Raw genomic sequence first — 22,727 nt, 5'->3', positions numbered from 1 at the left:
TAAGTTTTAGATATTAGCTCGTTAGTTACTGGTTCTTAAATTATACATTACTCGCTCCTTAGTGACTTCACCGGATTCATCAGGGCGGCTTTGATAGCCTGGGAACTGACCGTGAGTACCACAATCAGCAGCGAAGACAATAGAGTCAGGATAAATATTTTCAGATCGATAGCTATCCGGTACTCATATTCCTGAAGCCATTTTTCCATAATGTACCAACCCACGGGTGCAGCCAGGACAAATGCCAGGGCCATAAGTACCATAAAGTCATGGGTCAGAAGACGGACGACGCTGCCCACGGTGGCACCCAGTACCTTGCGCACTCCGATCTCTTTGGTACGTTGCTGAGCCATGTAGGCGGCCAATCCGAACAGCCCCAGGCAGGAAATAAAAATGGTCAGTCCGGTGAAGAGGCTGGTCAAAGTACCTGTGCGCTGCTCCGCCGCAAACTTGGCGTTATACGAATCATCCGCAAACGTGTATTCAAAAGGATAACCGGGATTATGCTTTTTGAAAATACCTTCGATGGTAGCCAGGTTTTGAGCAGTACTATGCTGTGGATTGAGCCGGATGTTTGTCCACTGGTGCGCGAGCGGACTACCTGGTCCCTCTATGATAGCGGGGTTGACGGGCTGGTACGGAGACGCAAAGATAAAATCCTTTACTACCCCCACTACCTGCCATTCCCGATCATTGTAGCTTATTTTAGTACCAATCGGGTCCGCCAACCGCATGGCCTTTACAGCGGCTTCGTTGAGTACTATAGCCGCCGAATCGGTCGGGTACTTGCGTACATCGATTTCCCGGCCCAGCAGTAGGGTAGCTCCCGTAGTTGGTACAAAATCCTGATCAGCACCAAATAGATTAAATTCAGTATTCTTATCATCAGAGGTACTTCCTGGCCACGAAACACCCCACTGACGTGTATTGATATTAGTGATGGGGCCTAATGACTTGGTGACGGCAACGGCCGCACCACTATTGATCAACTCTTCCCGTAAGGTACCAAAGTGGCTTCCCAATTCACCCGCTAATACCGTGTATAGCAGGTTAGCCCGATCATAGCCACTCTCCCGGTTCTGGGCGTAATCGAGTTGCTGCTTAATCACCAGCGTAGCCACGATGAGTACAAGTGCAAAGGTAAATTGCAGAACAACTAGCCCCTTTCTGAGCGGAAAAACAGCTCCAGATGTTTTGTAGGTACCCTTCATTACTTTCACGGGCTGAAAGTTGGAAAGGAAAAAGGCCGGGTACAGGCCCGCCACTAGTCCGGTGAATAAGACAAAAGCAACGGCAAATAACCAGAAGCTCCCTGATTCCAGGTTGAGGGATAGGGGTTGCCCCACCAGGTTGCTAAAAGTGGGAATAAGAGTGAGTACTATCACCGCAGCTACTATTCCGGAGAAAAACGTCAGTAGCACCGACTCACTGATAAATTGGAAGACTAATGCGGCCTTATTCGCGCCGGCTACCTTTCGTACGCCTACTTCCTTCGCGCGCTTATCGCTTCGGGCCGTACTCAGATTCACAAAATTGACGCAGGCAATCAGTAGGATAAAGATGGCGATGATTCCAAACAGCCGGACTGTAGTAATCTTTCCACCTACCAGTTCTCCATTTTCCACTTTGGAATACAAATTCCATTTGCTGGCCGGATGCAGAAAGATACTCCGATTGGAAATATCCGGAAGTATACCTTTAAGGCGATTCGCCGTGACATGCTTGATTTTCTCGTTAACGGCATCCGGATTAGCCTTTTCTTTCAGCAATACGTAGGTAAAATAGTTGTTGGAGTTCCAATGGTCAGAACCCCAGCCCATAGCCATAAAATGGCTCCAGGGCAGAAAGTACTCTACAGCATTGAACTGTGTATTGCCTGGTAGATCTTCCAGTATGCCCGTCACCAGAAAGTTATCTTTATGCTCTATCTGTACGATTTTACCCAGAGCATCCGTAGTACCAAAAAGTCTTTCGGCCAGGGACTTTGTAATGACTATTCCATTGTTTTCCGCCAGAGACTGATCGCCATTTCCCGCCAGGAACGGAAAGTCAAACAGGTGAAAGAAGCTGGCATCCGCAAATGCGCCTTGCCTATTTATATGTTTGCCATTGGCCGAGAGCAGCAGAGTGAGTGGTAGATACCGCGTAGTTTCTTCGACATCAGGGAATTCGGCTTTTAAGGTCGGAGCCAGCGGTATGGGCGTATTACCCCAGACCATAGGCTCGCCATCAATCTTGTCCCGATTATACACCTGATAGAGGCGGTCCGTTGTACTGTAAAAGCGGTCGTAGCTCAGCTCACTCTGTATCCACAAAAAAATAAGTACAGCCGCCGCCATCCCCACAGCCAGTCCTGCCATATTGATAAACGCATACACCTTAGCCCTTATCAGGTTCCGCCAGGCTATTTTTAGGTAGTTATAGATCATGGAAAGGTCTAGTTGATAGCTATTAGTAATTAGGCTGTATTAAAGCAAGAGGTTAGGTCAAATCTCTACGTTACCCCTCTCCCACATTCTTAATTATTAATTCTTCATTTTACACTACTCCGAGCGCAGCGACTTCACCGGATTCATCAAGGCTGCTTTGATACTCTGGTAGCTGATGGTGATAAAGGCAATGACTACCGCCAGCGCCCCCGATACCACGAACACCCACCACGGAATGTCAATCTTATACGCAAAGTCGGACAGCCACTGATTCATGGCATACCAGGCAATGGGCGAAGCGATGACGATGGCGATCAGGACCAGTTTCAGAAAATCTTTGGAAAGTAGCAGAACGATGCTGCTCACCGATGCCCCCATGACTTTCCGTACGCCAATCTCTTTGGTACGCTGCTGCGCCGCAAAGGCCGCCAGTCCGAACAGCCCCAGACAGGAAATCAGGATGGAAATAAGGGTGAAGTAGCTGACGATCCGGGAGGTGCGGGCTTCGGCCTGGTAGTTCTTCTGAAAATCCTCGTTCAGGAAGGTGTACTCAAAAGGTTCGTCGGGGCGCAGGGCTTTCCATTTCTGCTCCATAAAGCCGAGTACCTGCTGCATATTATCAGTATTGACGTGCACGATGAGGTAGTTGATGCTGGCTCCATTATTCAGCAGAAAAGCATACGGCTGGATGGTCTGGTGCAGGTTTTCGTAATGAAAATCTTTCACCACCCCCACAATCTCAAACGGATAGGACACGCCCCCCCAGTCGAAGCTCAGCCGTTGACCGATGGCCTTATCCGCCGGGATTTGAAACTCCTTCAGCAGCGCTTCGTTGACGACCATCCGGTCGTTGGTATCGCCCGGAAATTCGCGGGAGAACATCCGCCCCTGCTTCAGTTCGAATCCCATCGTCTGCATGTATTCGTAGTCGACGCGGTTGATCTTGATGTCGTGTCCCTGCTCCTGCGACTGGTCGGGGCGGTGCATCACCAGGTCGGACCCATTAAAGATGCCCGGGTAGGACTGTGCGCCCCCTGCCGCTACTACCTGGTTACTGGCGAGTACTTCATTTCGGAAGGCGGTGTAAGCCTGACGAGACTCATCCGACCGGAAAGGAATGGCTATCTGCTGGTCCTGCGTAAAGCCCAGTGACGTAGTACGCAGGTACTTCATCTGCTCCTGAATAACGAAGGTAGCCAGTACCAGCCCCACCGACACCACAAACTGGAACACCACCAGGCTACGACGCAACGCCACTGCCGAAAGGGTATTGGTAAACTTGCCTTTGAGCACCAACGCCGGGTTGAACAGCGACAGGTAAAAGGCTGGATAGCTACCCGCTATGAATCCCGTCAGCAGAGCCAGCCCCAGGAAGGTCAGGAGAATGGATGGCTGGAGCAGTTCATTAAAATGGAGCTGTTTATCGGTCAACTGGTTGAATACGGGCAGCAGCAGCAACACCAGCAGCAGGGCAATCACCAGCGCCAGCAGCGTCAGTACCATGGACTCGCCCAGGAACTGCCGCACCAGGGCGAATTTCTGCGCCCCCATGACCTTACGTACGCCCACTTCCGCCGCCCGCCGGGCCGACCGTGCCGTGGACAGGTTCATAAAGTTGATACAGGCAATCAGGAGGGTAAAGATGGCGATGGAAGCCAGAATGTACAGGTAGGTAGTCGTATTGGTGGGAGTAATCACACTCTGAAACTGGTCGTACAGGTGCAGGTCTTTGACTGATATCAGTTGCAGGGCTACATCAAAGCCGTATTGCTTCAGATCGGCCCGGGCGTACTTCTCCACAAAGGCCGGCAGCTTCTGCATCAGTTGGGCAGGTTCGGTACCCGGCCGCAACCGCAGGTAGGTAATGAACATGTTGTTGTTGGCAAAGTCCAGCTGCCCCTCCCGCAGGAAGTTACCAATGCCACCGGCGTAAATAGGAACAAAGAAACGGGCGTCGATATGGGAGCGGGCGCTGGCATCGCGGTACACGCCCGTTACTTTAAACTCCTCTCCTAGGCCCAAATCACCAACGATGCGGACTGTTTTGTCAAGTACCGGCCCGGCGCCAAAGAGCTTTTGAGCTACCTCCTCCGACAGTACTACCGAGTTGCGGTCTGCCAGCGCACTGGCAGCATTACCTTCCACAAACTCATAAGAAAACAGGTTGAAAAAATTGGAGTCAACCTGATACCCCCTGCTTTCGTATAAAGAAAGTATCTGTTTTCCCTGCTCACGTACCTGGAGCAGGGCTTTGTTTTCGGGCGCAAACAGGCGGGTCGTTTCCTCAATCTCGGGGTACTCCGACTTCAGCGTTGGGGCGTACGGTGCCGGCGAGGTGGCAAATTCCCTCCCTGCACTCTGCCCAATCACCGATTTGAGACCCAGCAGGTACAGGTTGTCGGCGTGCTCGTGGTGCTTGTCGTACGACAGCTCGCTCCGGATGTACAGCAGCAGGAGCATACAGCAAGTCAGCCCCACCGCCAGCCCCAGGATGTTAATAGCGGAGAAGGTCTTATTACGGATAATGTTCCGCCAGGCGATTTTAAGATAGTTTTTGATCATGGCTAAACTAGGTATTAGCGGTTAGGTATTAGCTGTTAGCTTTTTTATGGCTTGTTGAGACGCAAAGGGTACTTCTTTATTCTCGCCCCTCTCCCATTATTAATTATTCATTTTGCATTCTTCATTATACATTACTCCGAGCGTAGCGACCTCACCGGATTCATGAGGGCCGCCCGTACCGACTGGTAGCCGACTGTGGCCAGGGCGATGAGGATAGCCAGCAGGGCGGCTACCGCAAAAATCCACCATTCGATGTCGATGCGGTTGGCGAAGTTCTGCAGCCACTGCTCCATCAGGTACCACGCGATGGGCGAGGCTATGCCGATGGCAATCAGCACCAGCCACAGAAAGTCCTTGGAGAGCAGGGCCACGATGCCGCCTACACTGGCGCCGAGTACTTTGCGGATGCCTATCTCCCGGGTGCGCTGCTCCACCGTAAAGGCCACCAGACCAAACAGCCCCATACAACCAATCAGGATAGCCCAGAGGGAGGCGGTTGTGAACAGGTTGCCATACTGCTGCTCTGAGGTATATTGCTTGTTGAAATTATCATCTACGAAAAAGTACTCGAACGGATTACCCGGAAACGTACTCCTGTACATCTGCTCTACGGCCGCTATTTTGTCGGGCAGCTCCCCGGCGGTAAGTCGCAGGGTGTAGAAGGCGTTGTTGTTTTGGGGGTAAAAGATAATAGGCTCGATGGCGCGCTGCACGCCCGTGTGGTGATAGTCCTGCACGACGCCGATGATTTCCAGCTCGCGCTCGTCCCACCGGATGCGGGTACGAACGGCCTCTTCGGGCGTCTCAAAGCCTAGCTGCCGGATGGCCCGCTCGTTCATGAGTACCTTGCTGTTTTGGTTCCAGTCTACTTTACATTCTTCGGGAGTAAAGTTACGACCCGCTTTTAGCGTCATGCCGTAGGTATTCAGGTAACGGCTATCAATGATGGCGAAGGAGTAGCTCTTGTGCTCGTCGCCCGGACTAAAATCAGGCCTTGTGAAGCCGCTGGTGGCAAAATTGAACCAGCTGCTGGGTACGCTGCCCGACACGCAGTAGTCGCTGATGAAGCTTTGCTGGGTTATTTCGCTTATAAAGCCCGTTCTGCGGTTGGCGTAGCTGCTGTCTTTGCCCACGTCCGGCCCCTTGACCACCAGTAGCCGCTCCGTATTGATACCCAGTTTCTTGTTTTTCATGTAGCGTAGCTGGGTGTATATGGTCAGCGTTGCCAGTATCAGCACGATGGATATGGTAAACTGCACCACCACCAGCGACTTCCGCAGCAGGATTCCGCTCGTGGAGCGGGTTAGCTTGCCTTTCAGCGTCTCTACCGGATTGAATCCAGACAACCGGAAGGCCGTAAAGGCCCCAGCCCCTAGTGAGCCCAGTACCAGCACCGCCAGCCCCACGAACCAGGTAGTAGTGTAGCCGAGCATCCCCAGCGACAGCTCTTTTCCGACTAGTTCATTGAACAGGGGCTGCAAAAGCTGGATCAGCAGGATAGCCCCTCCCAGCGCCAGTACCGTCACCAGCAGCGACTCGCCCAGGAACTGTCCCATCAGCATCCGCTGCGTAGCTCCTATGACCTTACGTACCCCTACCTCTCCGGCGCGCTTGAGGGCGTGGGCGGTAGAGAGGTTGACGTAGTTGAACCAGGCAATCAGGATAATGAGGAGCGCGATCACGCCCAGCATGTACACGTACTTCAGGTTGCCGGTGGTGTGCCGGGTATCCGAGAGCGACTCGGCCAGGTGGGTGTACCTGAATGGCTGCAGCCGGAACTTCACGCCGTCTTCCTCCTGCCCCAGCTCGTCGCGGAAGGCGGTGAGTTTCTTTTCAAAATCTTTGGGATCTACACCTTCATTTAAGGTAAAAAAAGTGTTGATGTACTGCGAGTCCAGGTTGTCCAGCGAAGCCCAGTCGTTGCCTTCAATGTAACCCTTGCTTTTCATCGTGGCCAGCGAAAACACCATGTCGTACCGGATGTCGGAGTTGAGGGGGATGTCTTCGTAGATGCCTTCCACCGTGAAGGGGGCCGAGCCAAACTGGTTGGATAGCATAAGTACCTCCCCCATTGGGTTCTGAGTACCGAAGTACTTCCGGGCCGCCGACTCCGATAGGAATACAACGTTTGGCTTCGCCAGCGCTTTAGACTGACCAGACAGGAGAGGAAAGCTAAAGAATCCGAAAAAATTCGCCTCTACAAAACCGATGTTCTTCTCCCGAATGGGCTCTTCGCCGCTACCCGCAGTTTTGACAACGCCCTGCGATACCCCAAACTCAAAGCGGCAGTAGTCCTTTACCTCCGGGAAGCGCTCTTTGACACGCGGCGCCCAGCCTGGCTCTATCTCAGGCCAGGTCTGCCCTTTCACGTCCTCATTGAGCAGCCGCACCATGTAGGGCAGCTGCGCGTGGAAGTTGTCGTAGCTCCGCTCGAAACTGATGTATTCCAGGATGAGCAGAAACGCCGCAATCCCCAGCGCCAGCCCTACCACATTGATAAAGCTATACACCTTGTTGCGAACCAGATTCCGCCAGGCTATTTTGATGTAGTTGGTTATCATAGGCTTTGCCAGGTGTTAGCTATTAGGCGTTCTGCCGCGCGGTAGTAGCTGTTAGTTTATTATGGTACATAGAGACGCTATCTATCGCGTCTCTATGTAATATAGGTGCCGCCCCTAGTGGGGCTAAAGCTCAATTTTATTCTTTCGTACTACTAAGGTCCAACCCCTCTGGGGCCGTTACTGTATTTCCTACTTTTATCCTTTCCTCCCTTCCTCCTTCTACTCGCTTCTTAGCGACTTCACCGGGTCCATAAGAGCGGCTTTCAGACTCTGGAAACTCACTGTCAGGAAGGCTACCAGCACGGCAACGACGCCGGCCAGCGCGAATACCCACCACTGGATATCGATGCGGTAGGCAAAGTCCTGCAACCACTGCTCCATGGCATACCAGGCCAGCGGCGAGGCTACTACGATGGCTACCAGTACCAGCTGCAGGAAATCCTTTGAGAGCAGGCCCACGATACCCGACACTGAGGCTCCCAGTACCTTGCGCACACCGATCTCCTTGGTACGACGCGCTACAGCCAGCGTAGCCAGTCCGAACAGTCCCAGACAAGCGATCAGAATGGAAATGAACGAGGCTATGGTTACGATACGGCTCAGGCGCTGCTCCGCTTCGTACTGCCGATTCAGATTATCGTCAAGAAATGTAAAGTTGAAAGGCTCGTTGGGCGCTATGGTCTTCCAGGTTTGCTCGAGTAGGGCTACCTGCTCCGAGAGCTGTCCCGGCGCTAGTCGCACCGACAGGTCCAGCGCGGTGGAAGACCCGAACATGACATTTTCGGAATACTTGAATAGTGAGTCAGGACGTATCGTTAACACCAGCGGCTGTACTTTGGAGTGCAGTGAGGCATAATGGAAGTCTTCGGTAACGCCAATGATGCGGTGGTCATGGAAGCGGCCGGGAATCTTTTCGTTCAGCGGGTCTTTCAGGCCAAACTGCTTCACAAAAGCCTGATTGACGATGATGCCTCCGTAGGTATCGGCGGTGTTGGCCTGATCGAAGTTACGCCCCTGCACCAGCTTAATGCCATAGGTAGGTACAAACTGCGGGTCCACCGCGTTGAACTGAAACTCGCGGTACACCTTCTTGTTATCGGTAAAGCCCAGCGTGCCCCAGCTACCCCTATCCTCTTCGGCAAAAGGAAAGGCAGAAGCCGTAACACTCCGCACCTCTTTCTGACTGGCTAGCGTATTTTTGTACCGCTCGGCTAGTTGTCGTCCTTCCGGTCCTCCTACTCCTACGGGTATGATCACGGTCTGGTCCGACTGGTACCCGAGCGAGGTACCTTGTAAGAAATTTAACTGCTGATTGAGCAGGACGGTACCTGCAATCAGAAAGATCGACAGACTGAACTGCACCACTACCAGCACTCTCCTGAACAGGCTCACATCTCCTTTCAGGCTGATCTTGCCTTTGAGTACCTCCACCGGACGAAAACCTGACAGGACCAGCGACGGATAGCTACCCGCTACCAATCCCACCAACCCTACCAGCCCCAGCAGGAATAGCGCCGTAACCGCGTCAAAGCGGAAACTCAGCGCCTGATTAGCCAGCTTGCTGAAGGTAGGTGTGAGTACAAAGGCCAGAGCCACGCCCAGTATTACCGCGAACAGGGTCATAAGCAAGGCCTCGCTCCAGAACTGGTTCATGAGCTGGCTCCGCATGGCTCCCATGGCCTTGCGTACCCCTACCTCCTGCGCCCGGCTAATGGAGCGCCCCAGCGACAAGGTCATGAAGTTGATGCAGGCAATCAGCAGGATAAAGATCGCAATGGCTCCCAGAATGTAGGAGTAGGCCGGGTTGCTAGTCGATTCGATACCGTCCGTCAGCTCGGTGTTGAGGTGAATGTCCTGGATGGGCTGCAGGTTGATTACGTAGTTATTATCCTGGTACTTGTCACCCAGCGCCGTCTTCAACAGAGTCGGAAACTTTGCTTTTAGTTTCTCCGCATCCGCCCCCTCGCGCAGCAGTACGTAGGTTTCGGGATCAATCATGAACCAGCTTTTCAGCATTTTGTCGGAGCGGTACGGCAGTGCATTCTCCATTGGGATAATGATCCCAAAGCGGATGCTCGAGTGCGTAGGAGGCGTTTTGGCGACGGCCGTTACGGTATAGGCTTCCATGGCGCTGTCGAGCTGCATGAAGAGCTGCTTGCCAATGGGGTTCTCATCCCCAAAGTACTTCCTGGCTGTCTCCTCCGTCAGTACCACCGAATACAGATCCTGCACCGGATTACTGCCCGCCGAGCCAACTAATTCAAAATCAAACATCCGGAAGAAATCCTTATCCACCTCGTGTACACGTTCGCTCAGTACCTCGCTGCCCTTCTTTACATTAAGGGTACTGGTACGGACGCGGCTCATGGCCTCTACTTCCGGATAAGTTTCCTTTAGTGTTGGCCCCAGTACATAGGGGGTCACGGTATTGGTGAATATCTCACCCTTATATACCTCCTTCGTCCAGGAGCGGTACAGGCGGTCGGTTTTGGAGTGGAAGCGGTCAAAGCTCCACTCGTGCCGGACGTACATCCCCAGCAGCAGACAGCAGGTAATGGCCAGCGTCAGCCCCCCCAGGTTAATGAAGGAGTACACTTTATGCTTCGCAAAGTTGCGCAGCGCTATTTTTAAGTAGTTTCTGAACATGGCTAGGTTAGGTAGTTAGCTATTAGCCGTTAGCTTTTAGCTTCTTAAATAGAGACAAAAGATGTTACGGCTTTAAGCGGTAGGCTGTATGGCTTCCTACATTATACATTCTTAATTATTCATTATACATTCCCTGGGCTCTTACATACTTTTCTGGGTCAGGCCCAGGCTCTTTTCGGTCTCTTCCAGGAGCTTCTTGATTTCCCGCTCGGTACGTCCTTCGGTGTTGATGGTGCGCTCGAAGATGTGCTCTTCCCCATTCTCGAAATACTCGTAGCGTACCTTGATGCGCTTTGCTTCAGGGTCTTCTTCAATGGATTTCTGAAAAGGTACCTGTTTCTCCACGACCGGAGCAGCAGAAGTAGTCGCCTCAGCCGACGCGGTAGCCCAGGTAGCAGGCGCGTCTCTATGAGCTACGGTACTCCGGGCCTCCGGGCAATCAGCTGACGCAGTCCGGGTGGCAGCTCTGGCGGGGCGGGGCGCATAAGCGGTACTTAATTCTTCCTGCGCCTTCCGGCCCTTCACCGATTCAAGGGTACGAGCCACCAGGTCTTCCTTTTCTTCCTTGCTCATCCCACTCACGTTGAAGGTATTGGCGTAATGAATTGACCTCCCTTTTTCTTCAATATCTACCTTGATCTTGAGGCGTTTGCCATCGTCATGAACTTCTTCATGAAATAAGTACTGCTGCGCTACTGCGGTGAAGCTAATAGCCACTAGGAATAGGGTTGCAAGAGTTTTCATAGCGTTAGGTTGTTTATTCGGTTCGTAAGGATTTTATAGGGTTCATCAGCGCCGCTTTGATACTCTGGAAGCTGATGGTGAATAGGGCGATGAGGATGGCTACTATACCTGCCAGCGCAAATACCCACCACTGGATATCGGTGCGGTAGGCGAAGTCCTGCAGCCAGCGGTCCATGGCGTACCAGGCTATCGGACTAGCGATAACTATCGCTATGAGTACCAGCTTCATGAAGTCTTTGGAAAGTAAGGCTACCAGATTACCCACCGAGGCACCCAGTACCTTACGTACACCGATCTCCTTGGTGCGCTGCTCGGCCATGAACATGGAGAGCCCCAACAATCCGAGGCAGGAGATAAAAATGGCTATCCCGGCAAATACGCCGAAAAGTACCTGCTGGGTCTGCTCGCGGGCATAGAGACGGCCGAAACGCTGATCCAGAAATTCGTAGCTGTAAGGGCGGTCGGGGAAGTGCTTCTTCCAGGTAGCCTCAATATGACCCAGGGCCTGCTGAATATCCCCACCCGCTACGTGTACCGACATCCAGTTGAGCCGCTGGGGCTCCAGGAACAGCGCAATAGGTGCTACCGTCTGGTGCAGCGATTCGAAGTGGTAGTCTTTGGTGACGCCGATGATCTGTCCGCGGTCACGCCCGTAGCCGAACCCTTTGCCAATGGCCTCGCTGGGGTCCTTCCAGCCAAGCAGTTTTACAGCCGTCTCGTTCAGGATAAAACCGGTGGAGTCGTCGGTAGTAAACTCGCGGGAGAAGTTACGCCCCGCAGCCATTTGGATCTGATAGGCCGGAATAAAATCGTGGTCTACTGTCAGGGCCTTGATATTTATATCAGTTTGAGCCATGGAGTCGCCCTTCGTAACGTACGCATCCCAGGAGTCCAGCAGGCGGCCCGACGGAATACGCGATGAACCTCCTACTTCTACCACCCCACTATTATTTTTTAGCTCCTGCTTGATGGTTTCGTAGTTGGTACTGGTATCTCCTACCATGGGGAGTAGTACGATCTGGTCCTTGGAGTAGCCCAGTTTATAGTCCTGGATGTACCGCATCTGATTATACACAACCGCGGTACTGATGATGAGTGCTACTGCAATCGCGAACTGCGCTACGACCAGCGTCTGCCGGAGTTTCCCGTTGCGCATGGCCGAGGCAATCTTACCTTTGAGTACACTGGTCGGCTGAAAGGACGTCAGGAAGAAGGCCGGATAACTACCCGCGGCCAGACCGGTCAGGAGGGTAATGCCGAGGATAATAGCCAGAAACTGCGGGTCAAACAGTACGCCAAAAGAGAGTTGTTTCTGTGTAAACTGATTCAGCACCGGCAGGAACAGAATCACCAGTACCAGTGCAATCAGAACCGATACCGTCACCAGCAGCAACGACTCGCTCAGGAACTGCCCCATCAGCTGGTTACGCACCGCGCCTACTACCTTGCGCATCCCTACCTCCTTGGCGCGGGAGGCCGAGCGGGCCGTAGCCAGGTTCATGTAGTTGATGCAGGCAATCAACAGGATAAATAGCGCAATGGCCGAAAACAGGTACACGTACTGGATATCGCCGTTGGCCTCGATCTCGGAGTCGAGCTGGGAGTGCAGGTGAATATCCGTCAACTTCATCAGGTTCAGGACAGAGTAGGAAGAGGCTTTGCCTCCGTTATCCTGTGGTAAGTGCCTATCCTGAAACGCCGGAAAGGCCCGCTCCAGCTTCTGCGGGTCAGTACCTTTAGATAGCAGCAGAAAGGTCGAAAAAGAGTTATTCCCCCAGTTGGTACGCAGCCTTTCGGCTCCGTAGACGCGCTCGTCGTTCAAGGTAGAAAACGACAGCAGGAAGTTGGGGTGAAAGTGCGACTGCGACGGAAGCGGCTCAAAAATACCCGTGACGGTAAAGTCAAACTGGTTGTCCAGCCGGACGGTTTTACCCACCGGATTTTCCTTGCCGAAGTACTTCTCGGCCATGGGCCGTGAGAACATGATGGAGTAAGGATTTTCTAGTGCCTTATCCGGATTACCGCTCAGTACATTAAAACTAAAAACCTTGAATACATTCGCCTCCGCCATGAAAGCGTCCTCTTCGTTGAATACTTTGTCATCGTGCCGCACCAGCCAGCTCGTTTCCAGCAACCGGACCATCTCTTCCACCTCCGGAAAGTCCTGCTTGACCAGGGGGCCGAAGGGTGGCGCGGCGTGTCCCAGCCGCAGCGACTCAGTACCATCCTTGGACAGGAACGTCCGCGACAGGCGGTAGATGCGGTCGGCGTTGGCATGGTGACGGTCGTAGCTCAGCTCATCCCTGACGTATAAGGCCAGTAGCAGAAAGCAGGCCAGACCGATGGCCACGCCTATGATGTTGATAAAGCTGAATGCCTTGTGCTTTACCAGGTTTCTGAGGGCTATCTTGAAGTAGTTCTTGATCATGGCTTGGTAGGTTGTTAGGGTTAGTAATTAGCTATTAGCTTGTATGGCTTGTGGAGACGCTATCGATTACGTCTCTACAAGCCAGGCCTTTCATTCTACATTATTCGCTTCGTAGCGACTTCACCGGATTCATCAGGGCGGCTTTGATGCTCTGGAAACTGATGGTCAGCAGGGCAATGCCCATAGCCACCAGACCGGCTCCCGCCAGCATCCACCATTCTATGGCTATTTTGTATTCATAGTTAGCCAGCCACTGGTTCATGAAGTACCAGGCGATGGGGCAAGCCAGAACAATGGCGACAAAGACCAGTTTCAGGAAATCGCGGGACAGCAGTACCACCACACTTCCCAGGCTGGCCCCCAGTACCTTCCGGACGCCAATCTCCCGGGTGCGCTGCTCGGCCATAAAGGCTGACAGCCCCAGCAGTCCCAGACAGGAAATAAAAATGGCCAGGAAGGCGAAGTAGTTGGCTAGGCTGCCCAATACCGTTTCGGCCCGGTAGAGGTTCTGGTACGATTCATCAGCAAACTGGTAGGTAAAAGGGAACTCCGGATTCAGCTTTCGGGTCAGCGCTTCCAGACTGGCCATCGCTTCTTTGGTTTGGCCGGGCTCGGTACGTACCAGGATATTCTTGCCATCCGCATCAGGATTCAACAGGGCAATCATCGGTTCAATGGGTCCATGCAGTGAACCCGTATGAAAATCTTCCATGACACCTACAACGATACCCGGCTTCCCCCACAGGGTGAGCGGCTTGCCAATGGGGTCATCGTAACCAATGCGGCGGGCGGCGGTTTCGTTGATCAGAAAATTGGTAGAGTCCTGACCAAACTCTTTCGAAAAATCACGCCCCTTTACTTTTACATTCAGGGTTTTGGTAAAGTCGTAGTCTACCCTCGAAAACATGAACTCAATGCTCAGGTTAGGGTCCTTCCCCGGCCACTTAACGTTATTCGTACTTCCGTGGCGCTCGGTAGGGGTACCCTCCATGTAGGTGATGCTCTGGATACCCGGCTGGTTGAGTAGTTCCTGCTTAAAGGTGCTGTACTTTCCAACCAGTTCGCCCTCCGCGGGCAGGTAGATCAGGTTCTCCCGGTTATAGCCCAGATTCTTGTTCTGGATGTAGTCCATCTGACGGTACACGACCAGGGTACCTACGATAAGCAGCACCGACAACATAAACTGAAATACCACCAGCCCCTGCCGAAACTGACGCGCGCCGGAGCCAAAGCGAATGGAGCCTTTGAGTACCTTCAACGGCTGGAGCGACGACAGGAACAAGGCCGGGTAGCTGCCGGCCACCAGCCCGGTCACCAGGGTTACGGATAGCAGTAACAGCCAGAAGCGCGACTGCGTCAGATGCAGTACAATCTGTTTTCCGGTCAACTGATTGAACGTAGGTAACAGCCCCCACACCAGGATCAACGCCACGATCAGGGCCAGTGAGGTGAGTAGCAGCGCTTCGCCAATAAACTGCCCCACCAGCAGCCCCCGCACCGCACCTACTACCTTGCGTACGCCCACCTCCCGCGCCCGCTTGACCGAACGGGCTGTTGCCAGATTCATAAAGTTGATACAAGCAATCAGCAGTACAAATACGGCTACGATACTTAACAGCCTCACGTACTCGATCCGTCCGCCGTCCTGGTAGCCGTGCTCAAAATTAGAGTAGAGGTAAGCGTCCTGATAGGGTTGCAGGAAGAGTTGAATATCAAAGGTACCTGCCTTCAGACCTGCGCTATAATCATGGAGGAAGTCTTCTATTTTGGCTTCCAGCTGACTGGCGTCGGCTCCCGGCTGGAGCTCAATGCGGGTTTGGGGCGCGTTGTTACCCCAGTCCTTCGCCCATTCGTTGCGCTTGAGGAAGTCCTGCCAGTTGAGCAGGTAGTCGTAGGTTTCGGAGCTGTTGGCCGGTAGGTTTTCGAATACCGCCGCCACCTGATAGTCGTCTTTGCTGTCCACCCGGATACTCTGCCCGATGGCCGCCGCCGGACTACCGTAGAAATGCTCGGCCATCCGGCGCGAAATGGCTATGTTGTTGGGAGCGTTCAGAGCCGATTCGGCGGTACCTTCCAGCAGCGGAATGCTGTACATGCTGAACCAGTCCGCGCCCGCAAATCGTCCTTTTTCCTTATTGACTCTGTTTTTTACGGCAAATGTATGCTGCTCTTCCCAGGTAAAGCCGGCGGCGTGCTTTATCTCAGGAAACTTTCTCTTCAATTCTTCGGGTAATAAACCCGGCGTACTCGTACCTGCCTCTACCCTTCCGTCGTATATCTGGCGCTCCATGACGTTGTACAGCCGGGGGCCGTTTTCATGGTAGGCATCTACACTGAGTTCATCCTGTATCCACAGAAAAATAAGCAGGCTGCTCGCCATTCCCAGCGCCAGCCCCAGCACGTTAATGGTGGAGAAGGTCTTATTGCGGACCATATTTCGCCAGGCAATTTTGAAATAATTCTGTATCATAGCTATTTGGGCTTTGGCTTTATGATATAGGTTTAGATCTACTATTATTCACTTCGTAAGCTTTCGGTTGGGTTAGACAGAGCGGCCCGGTACGTTTTAAACCCAATGGTCGCACTGCCCAATACCAGCAGTACCCCTACGCACAGCCCCAGGGTTTCGAAACCAATGGAAACGTGGTAGGCAAAATTGATCAGAAAGGCATAGCCCGCCAGGTACCCGAGCGGCAGGGCGATCAGGGCCGCAATGCCCAATAGCTTCACAAAATCACGGGACAGCAGCCAGACTAGCTGAATAACCTCCGCGCCCATTACTTTCCGTACCCCTACTTCCTTGGTGCGGGTCTGGGTGGTGTAGGTGACCATCCCCAGCAGTCCCAGGCAGGCAATGGAAAAGGCAAGTCCGATCAGCAGGAGCATAAAATTGGCATCTGAAGTATGCGAGTGCCGCTGGTACAGGAAATCGTTGTACCACTGCCCTTCGAAAGGCGCGTAGGGAGCCAGCCGCTTCCAGATCTGCTGTACATCGGCCAGCACCGCGGCTTCGTTCCCGGGCGCTACCCGTATAGTGAGGTAGCGAAACTGGCTGGGTTGAGTAAATAACACCAGGGGCTTTATATCCCAGACAAAAGTGGCGAACCGGAAGTCTTTGACTACCCCGGCTACCTGTACTTCGGTGCTGTCATTGAGCCGTAGCTGCTGGCCCACGGCTTCGGCCGCAGTACCCAGACGGAAGGCCTTAACGGCTTGTTCGTTAATTAGTATAAAGCGGGAAACGGAATCCTGACCGGAAAGAGTTGAGGTACCCGCTGGAAGGCCCTGACCGGCTATAATATCCAGATCAAAAGTAGAAGCAAACTGAGGATCCACAGAAAACTGGAACGTAGCAGCCGAATCACCGCCCCTCCGAACGAGGCCGTATCCGCCTCCGTTATGGCCAAACAGGTCCGAAGTAGCCGCTACCTGCTCCACCCCCGCCAGGCCGTCTAGTTCATTCATCAGGCGGTGGGCGGGTACTTCGTTCAGAGGAATATTCAGGATGCCTTCCCGACGGAAGCCGTAATCAGCCGTAGCCATGTAGTTCATTTGTCGCACCATGGACAGGAGGCCAATCATGGCAATGAGTGAAATGGCAAACTGTACTACGATCAATGATTTGTGTAATGAGATGCCCCGGATTACCCGCAGCCCGGTCTGGCTTCGGAGTACCTGAGCGGGCTCAAAAGCGGATAGTACCCGCGCCGGCACCAGACCTGCCAGTAAGCCGGCAACGATGCTGAACAGGACGAAAACGGCCCACAAAGTCCAGTCCCACTTAACTCCTCCTACCAGCCATTGCTGCACAAAAGCCATGGGTTTGACCAGTTCCAGCATCACGATAGCCAGCCCCAGGGCCAGCATCGACAGCACCACCGACTCGGCCATAAACTGACCTACTACTTGCCAGCGAACCGCCCCGGAAACTTTACGAATACCTACCTCACGGGCCCGGCTCAGCGAGCGGGCCAGGGTAAGGTTAATGTAGTTGAATGCCGCCAGCAGCAGGGTAATCAGGCCTACGCCCATTTCGATTAATAAACCTCCTATTTGAGGTTCGTAAGTACCATGTACCAGATCTTCGTAGGAAGGAGAAAAATCAGCCAGTCGCTGGGCCCGGAAACTATACCCTTTCTCCGTTGCAAAGGCCAGCCCCTTGGTCACGCGGCTTTGTACGGTTGGTAGTGCTTTATTCAGTGCTTCGGCCGTAGTACCTGATTTGAGCAGTACGTAGGTATAGCCGGTCTGGTACTGGCGCCAGTCTTCGAATGCAGTCCGGTGTTCTGGCTTGTAAGGTGTCTGTAGCGACAGCAGCATATCAAACTGCAGGTGCGAGCGGGCAGGTTGCTCGTCCAGTACCCCCGTGACGGTAAAGATACCGAGGTTTTTGTCCTCTACGGTTTTACCGATGGGGTTGGCAGTACCAAAGAATTTCTCGGCCGTTTCGCGGGTGAGTACTACCGTATTGGGCTCGGTAGCGGGCTGCCCCTGCGCCAGTTTGTACCCAAATATCTGAAAGAAAGAAGGGTCCACCGCGAAGCATAGCAGGGAAAGCTGCTTGTGATTACCCGAGAACTCTCCGTAGGTCTTCACTACCCGGGCCGCCTCTTCCACAAAGGTATATTCCTGCTTCAAGAGCTCCCCCAGTGGCATGGGCGAGGTAGCGTACCTGGTAACATCGTTATTCTTGCCAACTACATCGGTCAGTACCCGGTACGTACGCTCCCGGTTGGGATGGAAATTATCGTAGTCAAAAGCCCCTTTTATGTGCGCGATGGCCAGCAGACAAACCGTTAGTCCCGATGCCAGACCAAACACATTGATAAGCGAAAACAGCCTGTGCTTCCACAGGTTCCGCCAGGCTATTTTGAAGTAGTTGGTTATCATGGCTCAGGTATAGTTCGGGTCCGGAGTCCCCTGAGAAATCTGATACTAGCCCAGGCATCCGTACGCGAAGTATGAAAAAGCTATGCCAAAATTATAACCCACTTACTATGAGTTAATTAAATAAATTTAACCCTAAATAAATGTTCATTAACGGACAGTTAACAGCCATTTGCGGACAGTCATTATTGAGCTGCTGGTAGCTACGCATTTCAAAAGAGAATCTCTGCTGAGATCAAGTACTCTACCTTTCTATTTACCGCTAAATAACTTTCTTCTTCTATCCTTTTACTTGGATCTAATTTTTAGTAACCTTACTGACAGTCAGCTTCTTAGTTAACCTATAATTTAAATCATGCATCCCATGTACTATAGACACCTACACTGGTTAGGGCTGACCTGGCTGATCACTGGCCTGACTATGGCGTGTCAGCCCCAACAAAAAAAGGCTGACAGCCCATCCATAGCCCAGGTTATCTGTCGTACTGAGCCCGTTGATCAGGCCTGGTACGCTTCCGGTAAGAAAGCACCTCTTTTTGATAGTTTAGGAGATCTGCATTTTCCGATCAGTACTCAAAATCAGGAAGTACAGCGCTATTTTAATCAGGGCATGATGCTGGCCGTGGGTTTTAATCATGCCGAGGCAGCGCGTTCATTTCATGAAGCAACCCGGCTGGACTCAACCTCCGCCATGGCTCATTGGGGCTTTGCCTACGTGCTGGGCCCAAACTACAACGCCGGTATGGAGCCCGACAATTACCAACGAGCCTACGCTGCCATTCAAAAGGCCCTGAAATATTCGTCAACTGCTACGGAGAAGGAGAAGGCCCTGATCATGGCACTGGCTAAACGATACCCTGCCCAACCCGTCGACGACCGCAAACCCTATGACGAAGCCTACTCCAAAGCATTGCGAGAAGTCTACACCCGCTACCCGGATGACGTAACAGTTGGAGCGCTCTTTGTCGAATCCATCATGGATATGCACCCCTGGGACCTGTGGGACAAAGACGGCAATCCCCAACCCTGGACTCCTGAGATTGTCTCCACACTAGAAAAAATGATCAGACAAGATCCCAACCACATCGCCCCGCACCACTTTTACATTCATGCAGTAGAGGCCTCTACCACCCCGGAACGGGGGCTGAATAGTGCCGCGGTACTTGGCCGGTTGGCTCCGGGAGCCAGCCATCTGCTACACATGCCCTCGCATATATACATCCGTACTGGCGATTACCACGAAGGTACCAAAGCTAATCAGCAGGCCGTACTGGCAGATAGCTCTTACCTTACCTCCTGCCACGCACAGGGAGCTTTTCCACTGGCCTACTTTCCTCATAACTACCACTTCATGGCAGCCACTGCCACCATGGAAGGCGATAGTCAGGCAGCTATGCTGGCAGCCCGCAAAGTAGCCGAGTTTACCAACAAGGAACTCCTGGCCGAGCCCGGGTGGGCTACGCTCCAGCACTACTACACGATTCCCTATCACGTAGCGCTTAAATTTTCGCTATGGGATGAAGTTCTTCGCATGGCCCAGGCCGACACGCTGCGTCTGAAATACCCGGTTGCCATCCGCCATTACGCCCGGGGCCTGGCTCTATTGGAAAAAGGACAGACAGATAAGGCGAAAGCAGAACTGGCACAACTCGAAAAACTATCAACTGACCCGGCAATAGCCACGTTGACTATCTGGGATATCAATACCATGACCTCCATTCTGGAAATAGCCCGTAGGGTACTAAAAGCCGAAATCATGGCCCGCGAGGGGCGCTATGATACCAGTATCAGCCTGCTTCGCGAGGCGGTAGCTCTGGAGGACCAGTTGAATTACAACGAGCCCCCTGACTGGTTCTTTTCAGTGCGTCATGCTCTGGGTAATGTCCTGCTGAAAGCCAACCGCCAGGCCGAAGCCGAAGCCGTTTTCAAAAGAGATCTGGAAATATTCCCCCGTAACGTATGGGCCCTGAAGGGTCTCCAGGCAGCGCGCAAAGATCGTATCACCAGACGCTGACGGCAGGCGGTTTTACTTACTCCGTTTTCAGTGACTTCACCGGATTGACCAAGGCAGCCTTAACAGCCTGAAAACTGACCGTCAGGAAGGCTACCGTCAGAGCCAGCAGGGCGGCCAGCACGAACACCCACCACTCGATACCTACCTGGTACTTGAAGTCTTCCATCCAGGCCTGCATCAGGTACCAGGCTACGGGCGTGGCAATGACAATGGCGATGACAACCAGTTTCAGAAAATTATTGGATAGTAGCGTCACCAGGCTGGGGACCGAGGCACCCAGTACCTTGCGAACCCCGATTTCCTTGGTACGTTGCTCGGCGGTAAAAGCGGCTAGCCCGAACAGGCCCAGGCAGGCTATGAATACGGTAAGTCCCGCAAAGGTGCGGTACAGCAGTCCCATCTGCTTTTCGGCCCGGTAGTAGTTTTCAATGCTCTCTTCGTAAAAAGTACCATTGAAGGGTACTTCCGGAAAAACTTTCTCATAGACTGCTTTTACCTTTTCTACCGTTTGGGCCAGATTTTGCGACTGGATCTTGACCCCTCCTGCCCAGTAGAATTGTTCATTCGTAGTAATGACGATAGGATCGATGTCTTCTTTGGCCGAACTGGTATGAAAATTCTTCACCACGCCCACAATAGGGGCCGGTTTCCCTCCACCTACCCGCATCTCCTTGCCAATAACGGATGCGGGATCTTTGATACCCAGCTTTTTGAGAAGGGTTTCGTTGACTACATACTTCGTAAGAGTATCGTTGGCCGCGTAGGGACCACCCGCCAGGAACTTCAGACCGTAGGTAGCAAAGTACTCACCGTCGGCCATTTTCATGGAAATACTAAAGTCCTCGTCCTCCGATGTTTTTGTGAAGGCAAAATTACTCTGCCAGTTATTCCCCGAGGAGGGCTGATCGGACGAAAAGGACACGGAGCTGACACCCGATATCTGCAGTACTTCGTTACGCAACGACTGATACCGCTGGCGGTACTCGGTATCCATCGCAAAATTGTACACCCCTTCCTTTACAAAGCCCAGGTCCAGCTTACTGAGGTACTCCATTTGCCGCAGGTTGATCACGGTGCCTATGATCAGCACCAGAGCCGTGGCAAACTGAAATACAATCAGGCTCTGGCGGACCGAAAGTCCGCCCATCCAGCTTTTGGAAATCTGCTTCCGAAAAATGTCGAGAGGTGAAAACGAGGAAAGAATCAGGGATGGATATACGCCGGAAAGCAAGGTTATGACTATTAAAAATCCTACCAGGTACATGGCAAGCTCAGGGGTAAAGTAGAGAGCAGCATCAGCCGGAACACTGAATATTTTTTCCAGGAGCGGCAAAGCCATGTAAGCGACCATAATTCCTACAAGCATTGAGAAGGCTACCACCAGGAAGGTCTCTGTCAGAAACTGCGCGACCAGCTGGTTTTTCTGGCTTCCCAGTACTTTACGTACGCCTACTTCTTTGGCACGTTTGGAGGCCAGCGCGGAGTAGATGTTGATGAAGTTGATGCAGGCCATCAGCAGTAGCAATGCTCCTACAATGGCTATATTCTGGATGCGCTGCAGGGGCACCACCTTACCCTTATAATTATCAAGGCGCTCGTCGTGGTGTACATCCGCCAGCGGACTCAGCAGGTGGGTTTTGATATCGTTCTCCTTCCGCTTATCGTAGTGCTTGCGTGAGAATTTTTCAAGTAGGGTATTCGCGGTGGCTACTGTGACCTTTTCGGGTAAGCGCACAAATATCTGATCGTTGCTGCTGGTACTTCCCCAGCTATCAAACTGCCCGAATCCAAACAGATCCGGCCGGGCCCGCTTGGATTCGTACGAGAGTACCAGGTTGAGCGGAAAGTCCGTCGTGACTGGAGCATCTTCCAGTACCCCTCCTACCCGCATGGTAGTTATGTTGTTGATCTTGAGGTACTGTCCCACCGCCTTTTGGTAATCCTTGAAGTACTTCTCGGCGTACTTCCGCGAAAGTACAACCACGTTGGGCTGGGCAAGTACCTGTGGGCTACCCACCAGCCACTGGTAGTTAAATAGCTCAAAGAACTCCGGCCCAACCAGCAGGCCCTCGTCCTCTTCGAGGTACTTGGTGCTGACATCCGCGGAGTTGGGATCGCTGCCCAGTACGGTCACCTGCGGATCGAAGGTACCAAACACGGGTACCACTTTTTCAAACTGCGGTATGTCCTCTTTTAGGGCGGCTATAGCCGGCAGCGGATTTCCCGGTGAAAGATCTTCCTGCCCACTCGGGTACACCTGCTTTCTGATTACCCGATAGATTCGTTCGTGGTCGGTATGGAATTTGTCAAAGCTCAGTTCGTAGCGAACTACCATGAATAGCAGCAGCGAGGCCGCCACGCCTACACTTAGGCCCAGTACATTGAGGATCGTAAATCCCCGGTGACGAGATAAATTTCTGAGGGCGATTTTGAAGTAGTTTTTGATCATGGCTGTT

At 52.7% G+C, this 22,727-nt stretch carries 10 protein-coding genes; 1 reads left to right on the top strand and 9 read right to left on the bottom strand.

Annotated elements, in window-relative coordinates; all coding sequences use genetic code 11:
• Positions 1-47: 47 nt before the first annotated feature.
• The 8 genes from JUB14_RS04485 to JUB14_RS04450 form a co-directional block, all read right to left on the bottom strand.
• A complete protein-coding gene (locus JUB14_RS04485) occupies positions 48-2,429 on the bottom strand; it encodes an ABC transporter permease (protein WP_207504558.1) in 2,382 nt (793 codons plus the stop codon).
• A gap of 114 nt (positions 2,430-2,543) precedes the next feature.
• Positions 2,544-4,991, bottom strand: a complete 2,448-nt coding sequence (locus JUB14_RS04480; protein WP_207504557.1) for an ABC transporter permease — start codon at positions 4,989-4,991, stop codon at positions 2,544-2,546.
• A gap of 131 nt (positions 4,992-5,122) precedes the next feature.
• On the bottom strand, positions 5,123-7,552 hold the full coding sequence (locus JUB14_RS04475) for an ABC transporter permease (protein ID WP_207504556.1): 2,430 nt from the start codon (positions 7,550-7,552) through the stop codon (positions 5,123-5,125).
• A 219-nt stretch (positions 7,553-7,771) separates the two neighbouring features.
• Positions 7,772-10,198 carry an ABC transporter permease gene (locus JUB14_RS04470; RefSeq protein ID WP_207504555.1) on the bottom strand — a complete coding sequence of 809 codons (2,427 nt, stop codon included), beginning with the start codon at positions 10,196-10,198 and terminating at the stop codon, positions 7,772-7,774.
• A 141-nt stretch (positions 10,199-10,339) separates the two neighbouring features.
• Positions 10,340-10,942: a hypothetical protein gene (locus JUB14_RS04465; RefSeq protein ID WP_207504554.1), complete on the bottom strand. Its 603-nt coding sequence runs from the start codon at positions 10,940-10,942 to the stop codon at positions 10,340-10,342.
• A 13-nt stretch (positions 10,943-10,955) separates the two neighbouring features.
• A complete protein-coding gene (locus JUB14_RS04460; RefSeq protein ID WP_207504553.1) occupies positions 10,956-13,370 on the bottom strand; it encodes an ABC transporter permease in 2,415 nt (804 codons plus the stop codon).
• 100 nt (positions 13,371-13,470) lie between these two features.
• Positions 13,471-15,840, bottom strand: a complete 2,370-nt coding sequence (locus tag JUB14_RS04455; protein WP_207504552.1) for an ABC transporter permease — start codon at positions 15,838-15,840, stop codon at positions 13,471-13,473.
• Positions 15,841-15,884: 44 nt separating this feature from the next.
• Complete coding sequence (locus JUB14_RS04450; protein WP_207504551.1) at positions 15,885-18,260, bottom strand: ABC transporter permease; 2,376 nt, start codon at positions 18,258-18,260, stop codon at positions 15,885-15,887.
• A gap of 361 nt (positions 18,261-18,621) precedes the next feature.
• Here JUB14_RS04450 and JUB14_RS04445 point away from each other — a divergent pair, with 361 nt between their 5' ends.
• Positions 18,622-20,271, top strand: a complete 1,650-nt coding sequence (locus tag JUB14_RS04445; protein ID WP_207504550.1) for a tetratricopeptide repeat protein — start codon at positions 18,622-18,624, stop codon at positions 20,269-20,271.
• A gap of 16 nt (positions 20,272-20,287) precedes the next feature.
• Here JUB14_RS04445 and JUB14_RS04440 read toward each other — a convergent pair whose 3' ends face one another.
• Positions 20,288-22,720, bottom strand: coding sequence for an ABC transporter permease (locus tag JUB14_RS04440; RefSeq protein ID WP_207504549.1), 2,433 nt, complete (start codon positions 22,718-22,720; stop codon positions 20,288-20,290).
• Positions 22,721-22,727: the final 7 nt, after the last annotated feature.

It is taken from the genome of Telluribacter humicola (genome assembly GCF_017355935.1).
GTDB lineage: Bacteria > Bacteroidota > Bacteroidia > Cytophagales > Spirosomataceae > Telluribacter > Telluribacter humicola.
Note: the sequence above shows the minus strand (reverse complement) of the source record. Positions and strands in the feature narration are given on the sequence as shown.